A 6,249-nucleotide genomic window follows, 5' to 3' on the forward strand; every position below is an offset into this window, starting at 1 on the left:
CCTAAATCCACATAAATCCATTGATGTCCATTAGCAAAATTACCACTAGACCATCTAGAAGTTCTTCCATCTGTTACATACATAGCAGATGAAGAGTTTGAAGAATCCATTGCTGGTTTTTTTAGTGCTAAATTAGTAGAAGGTTTCATTGGATTTGGTGGAGTGGTTGGTGATGTTGGAGTGGAACTTCCAGACATATTACATATTTCAATTTCGTAAATAGAAACTGTAGGAGCAACTATAGGATAATTTCTTTCACAATAAACTCTTACAAATCTAGCATTTTGCATAGAGGATAAAGAGATTTTTTCCATTTTACCTTGTCCATTAGTAGTTCTATAAATAGAAGACCAATTAGTAGCATCATTAGAAGTTTCTATTCTATATATAGTTGCATAGTCTCTACCCCAATGAATTTTTACAGTATCAAATTCAGTAGCTGTGCCTAAATCCACATAAATCCATTGATGTCCATTAGCAAAATTACCACTAGACCATCTAGAAGTTCTTCCATCTGTTACATACATAGCAGATGAAGAGTTTGAAGAATCCATTGCTGGTTTTTTAAGTGCTAAATTAATTGATGGTTTCACTGGATTTGGTGGAGTGGTTGGTGATGTTGGAGTGGAACTTCCAGACATATTATATATTTCAATTTCGTAAATAGAAACTGTAGGAGCAACTATAGGATGATTTCTTTCACAATAAACTCTTACAAATCTAGCATTTTGCATAGAATCTAAAGAAATTTTCTCCATTTTACCTTGTCCATTAGTAGTTCTATAAGCAGAAGACCAATTAGTAGCATCATTAGAAGTTTCTATTTTATATATAGTTGCATAGTCTCTACCCCAATGAATTTTTACAGTATCAAATTCAGTAGCTGCACCTAAATCCACATAAATCCATTGATGTCCATTAGCAAAATTACCACTAGACCATCTAGAAGTTCTTCCATCTGTTACATACATAGCAGATGAAGAATTTGAAGAATCCATTGCTGGTTTTTTCATTGCTAAATTTGTTGAATGCTCCATTTCCATTGGGTTAGGTGAATTTGGTATTGAGTTTGTTGGACTTGGCATTAGATTAGATTCATTTGAAGATTTGTACATATTGAATATTTCAATTTCATAAATAGAAACAGTAGGTGATACAGTGCTATTATTTTTTTCACAATATATTCTTACAAATCTAGCTTTTTGCATAGAAAGCAAGGAGATTTCTTCCGTTTTACCCTGGCCATTAGTAGTTCTATAAATAGAATTCCAAGTGGTTGCATCAGTAGAAGTTTCTATTCTATATATGAGTGCATTAGCTGCTTCCCAATAAATTTTTATAGTATCAAAGTCAGTAGGTTCTCCTAAATCTACATATATCCATTGTTCACCATTAATAAAACTTCCACTAGACCATCTAGACATTTTTGATGAAGTATCACCATCTGTTACATAATTAGGTGTTAAAGTATTTGTTTCATTTGATGAAGATATTGCTATTTTTTTAAGTGCTAAATTAATTGAAGGTGATATTGGATTTATGTCAATTGGTGTTGGTGGTAAAATAGGAATAGGTTCAGGAATAGGATCAATAATAGGCATAGGTTCAATAAAAATTGCATCGATAGAAGCTGCCATACCCTTTGCATTTGCATTTTTTCTTCCAGAGCATTTAATAACTATCTTATGCTGTTTCATAGATAAAACTGAACTTTCATATACTATTTGTTTAAACTCCCTTTTACTTGAATATAAATCAATATCCATTTCAGGTCCATCATCAATAGAAAGGGTCATTATTCCATGGTTTGCATCTTTAATAGCCACTATATGAAATTTAGGAGAAGCAAAGGTTACTGTTAAGGTTGCCCCAGCTTCAACTGTCCAATGATTATCACCTTTGTAAGCTTCAGCTTCAGTAAGTTTTTCATAATTCCAACCCTTGCTAAAATTAAATTGATTAACTGCTGTTCCTAAATTATTATCATTTAAAAGAATTAAATCTGTAGTATCTATAATAGGTCCTATTGGCATAGGTTCAGGTATAGGATCAATAATAGGCATAGGTTCAATAAAAATTGCATCAATAGAAGCTGCCATGCCCTTTGCACTTGTATTTTTTCTTCCAGAGCATTTAATAACTATCTTATGCTGTTTCATAGATAAAACTGAACTTTCATATACTATTTGTTTAAACTCCCTTTTACTTGAATATAAATCAATATCCATTTCAGCTCCGTCATCAATGGAAAGGGTCATTATTCCATGGTTTGCATCTTTAATAGCCACTATATGAAATTTAGGAGAAGCAAAGGTTACCGTTAAGGTTGCACCAGTTTCAACTGTCCAATGATTATCGCCTTTGTAAGCTTCAGCTTCAGTAAGTTTTTCATAATTCCATCCACTACTAAAATTAAATTGATTAACATCAGTTCCTATATTTCCATCATTTAAAAGACTTAAATTTGTAGTATTTATAGGTAGAGGTAGTGGTGTAGGAACAGGCATAGGTTCAATAAAAATTGCATCAATAGAAGCTGCCATGCCCTTTGCACTTGCATTTTTTCTTCCAGAGCATTTAAGGACTATCTTGTGTTCCTTAGTAGACAATACAGAGCTTTCATATACTATTTGTTTAAACTCCCTTTTACTTGAATATAAATCAATATCCATTTCAGGTCCATCATCAATGGAAAGGGTCATTATTCCATGGTTTGCATCTTTAATAGCTACTATATGAAATTTAGGAGAGGCAAAAGTTACTGTTAAGGTTGCCCCAACTTCAATTGTCCAATGGTTATCACTATTATAGGCTTCAGCTTCAGTAAGTTTTTCATAATTCCAACCCTTGCTAAAATTAAATTGATTAACTGCTGTTCCTAAGTTATTATCATTTAAAAGAATTAAATCTATAGCAGTTATAATAGTAGGTTCTGGTAATGGCATAGGTGGAGATTCATTTGATAATGATAGTGGTTTATACATAATTATCCTCCTAAAAAATATTTCTTACAGTAATATATTATGTTAGGTATTATAAAAGTGTACTTTATTTTATAATAAAGTTTTATAAAGCTTTATTATAAAGTTAACAATTTAAACTTTACCTTTAATATTAAAAAATAGGTAATATATTTATTTAAAATTACATGCATTAATTACTATCAAAGACTTTATTATAATTAATAAAGTTTTATAACAAAGGATATTAATGAAATAAAGCACTTAGATATTTTAAAAAAATTAAATATCTAAGTGCACTAATAGAGGTTTTCTATATATAGTTTTCTATTAAATTCAAAATAAAATATTTAACTAGTAAAATAAAAATATATCTAAAATAATTCTAAACCTAGAAATTCATATAGTTATATTCAGTATTATATTTTTTTAAACTAAAAAACTTAGATTATTGAAATGAAGAAATTAAAAATAGGTAAATATTTTTTAATTATTAAATATTTCAATTTCATAAATAGAAACAATAGGAGAAATAGCAGTGTTAGCTTGCTCACAATAAACTCTTATAAATCTAGCTTTTTGTATAGAATTTAAAGTAATTTCTTCAATGCTACCCTTTCCATTAGTAGTTCTATAAACAGAAGTCCAAGTGATAGCATCATTTGAAATATCTATTTTATATATGGTTGCATTATTTCTACCCCAATGAATTTTTACAGTATTAAAATCAGTAGATACTCCTAAATCAATGAATACCCATTGATGACTATTAGCAAAACTTCCACTAGACCAACTTGTAGTTCTTCCATCCGTTATATACTTAGTAAATGAGGCATTAGAAGAAGCCATTACTGATTTTTTTAATGCTAAATTAGTTGTTGGATTAGGTGAAGTTGTTGGCATTGAATTTCCAGATATATTGTATACTTTTATTTCATAAATAGAAACAATAGGAGAAATAGCAGTGTTAGCTTGTTCACAATAAACTCTTATAAATCTAGCTTTTTGTATAGAATTTAAAGTAATTTCTTCAATGCTACCCTTTCCATTAGTAGTTCTATAAATAGAAGTCCAAGTGATAGCATCATTTGAAATATCTATTTTATATATGGTTGCATTATCTTGCCCCCAATAAATTTTTATAGTATCAAAATTAGTAGATACTCCTAAATCAATAAATACCCATTGATGATCATTAGCAAAACTTCCACTAGACCATCTTGTAGCTCTTCCGTCTGTTATATACTTAGCAGATGAGACATTTGAAGAAGCCATTACTGATTTTTTTAATGCTAAATTAGTTGTTGATATAGGTGTTGGAGTTGGCTGTGGTTGAGTTGGGACTGGATCTGTTGGAGGTGAGGTTATATTTTTATTGCGTACTTCAATTTCGTAAATGGCAATTTTATCAGAAATATTAGAACTATTTTTTTCACAATAAAGTCTTACGAATCTAGCTTTTTGTGTAGAAGATAAAGAAATTTCTTCAATTCTACCTTTTCCATTAGTAGTTTTGTAAATAGAAGACCAATTCATAGAATCATTTGAAGTTTCTATCCTATATATAGTTGCATTTTCGCTACTCCAATAAATTCTTAGGTTATCAAAGTCGGTAGTTACACCTAAATCTACATAAATCCATTGAGGGCCATTAATAAAGTTTTCACTAGACCATTTGGTACTTCTTCCATCTGTTATAAAATTAGCAGATGAAGTATTGGAAGAAGCTATTACGGGCTTTTTAAGTGCTAAATTAGTTGTTGGTGTTATTGGTTTAGGTGCTGTTGCTGAAGTTTCATGCATGTTGTATATTTCAATTTCATATATGTCAACATTATTCATATTAGGCAATGACTGTTCACAATAAAGTCTTACAAATCTGGCTTTTTGAATAGAAGATAAAGAAATTTCTTCAATTTTACCTGTTCCATTAGTAGTTCTATAAATAGAAGACCAATTCATAGAATCATTTGAAATTTCTATTCTATATATGGTTGCGTAAGATATATACCAAAAAATTTTTAAGGTATCAAAATCAGTAGCTATACCTAAGTCTATATATATCCATTGATGTCCAGCATCAAAATTTCCACTAGACCATTTTGTGGTTTGTCCATCTGTTATAAAATTAGCAGATGAAGTATTTGAGGAAGCCATTACTGTTTTTTTAAGTGCTAAATTAGTTGTTGGTGTTATTGGCGAAGTTGTTGTTGGTAGTGTTGATGGGGGCGTAGGTGGAGGTGTAGGATCAATAATAGGCATAGGCTCAATAAAAATTGCATCAATAGAAGCTGCAATACCATTTGCACTTGTATTTTTTCTTCCAGAACATTTAAGAACTATCTTATGCTCACTGTTAGATAATACAGAACTTTCATATACTATTTGCTTAAATGTTCTTTTACTTGAATATAAATCAACATCAATTTCAGAGCCACCATCAATGGAAAGAGTCATTATTCCATGGTTTGGATCTTTAATAGCTACTATATGGAACTTAGGAGAAACAAAATTTACTGCTACGGTTGCACCAACTTCAATTGTCCAATGATTATCACCGTTGTAGGCTTGATCTTCAATAAGTTTTTCATAATTCCAACCCTTGCTAAAATTAAACTGATTAGTTGCTGTTCCTAAATTACTATCATTTAAAAGAATTAAATCAGTAGTATCTATAATAGGATCAGGTGGTGGCATTGGTGGAGATTCATTTGATAATGATAGTGGTTTATACATAATTATCCTCCTAAAAATATTTTTTACATTAATATATTATGTTAGGTATTATAAAAATGTACTTTATTTTATAATAAAGTACATTTTTAAAAATTAATAATATGAAAGTTAAGTTTCATATTATTTTAATATTTTAACTAATAATAGAAATATGAACTAAAAATAGATAAAATATATTTAAAAACCCATAATCTTATATTAGATATACTAATACAAGATTATGGGTTCATATTTTTTACTTTAATATAGAAATTGCTCCAACAGGACATTCTATTTCAGCTTGTTTTACCACCTTTTCATATTTTTTTGGAACTTCTCCTGTAATAGCTGTTGCTCTTCTATCGAAATCCATTCCAAAAACCGCTGGGCAAAGTGATTGACATAAAGCACAATCTATACATAAATTTGTAGCTACTTCTACTTTCATAAATATACCTTCCTTTTATATATAATTATAATTTTAATATAACATTTTAAATTTAAAAAATCAGTAACATTAGTTACTGATTTTAATATATTACTAAAATTATTTTTTATTTAATATATTTTAAAC

3 protein-coding genes are annotated in these 6,249 nt (G+C 29.3%); all 3 read right to left on the bottom strand.

Features of this window, described 5'->3' with window-relative positions; translation table 11 throughout:
- The coding region (locus tag GBZ86_RS11180; protein ID WP_170272223.1) for a discoidin domain-containing protein at positions 1 to 2,984 on the bottom strand (2,984 nt) is incomplete at its 3' end.
- A gap of 462 nt (positions 2,985 to 3,446) precedes the next feature.
- Positions 3,447 to 5,696 (bottom strand): discoidin domain-containing protein, encoded by a 2,250-nt coding sequence (locus GBZ86_RS11185; RefSeq protein ID WP_152890695.1) that lies wholly within the window; start codon positions 5,694 to 5,696, stop codon positions 3,447 to 3,449.
- A 235-nt stretch (positions 5,697 to 5,931) separates the two neighbouring features.
- Positions 5,932 to 6,123 (bottom strand): ferredoxin, encoded by a 192-nt coding sequence (locus tag GBZ86_RS11190; protein ID WP_152890697.1) that lies wholly within the window; start codon positions 6,121 to 6,123, stop codon positions 5,932 to 5,934.
- Between the last annotated feature and the right edge of the window lie 126 nt (positions 6,124 to 6,249).

The organism is Clostridium tarantellae (assembly GCF_009295725.1).
Taxonomy (GTDB): Bacteria; Bacillota; Clostridia; order Clostridiales; family Clostridiaceae; genus Sarcina; species Sarcina tarantellae.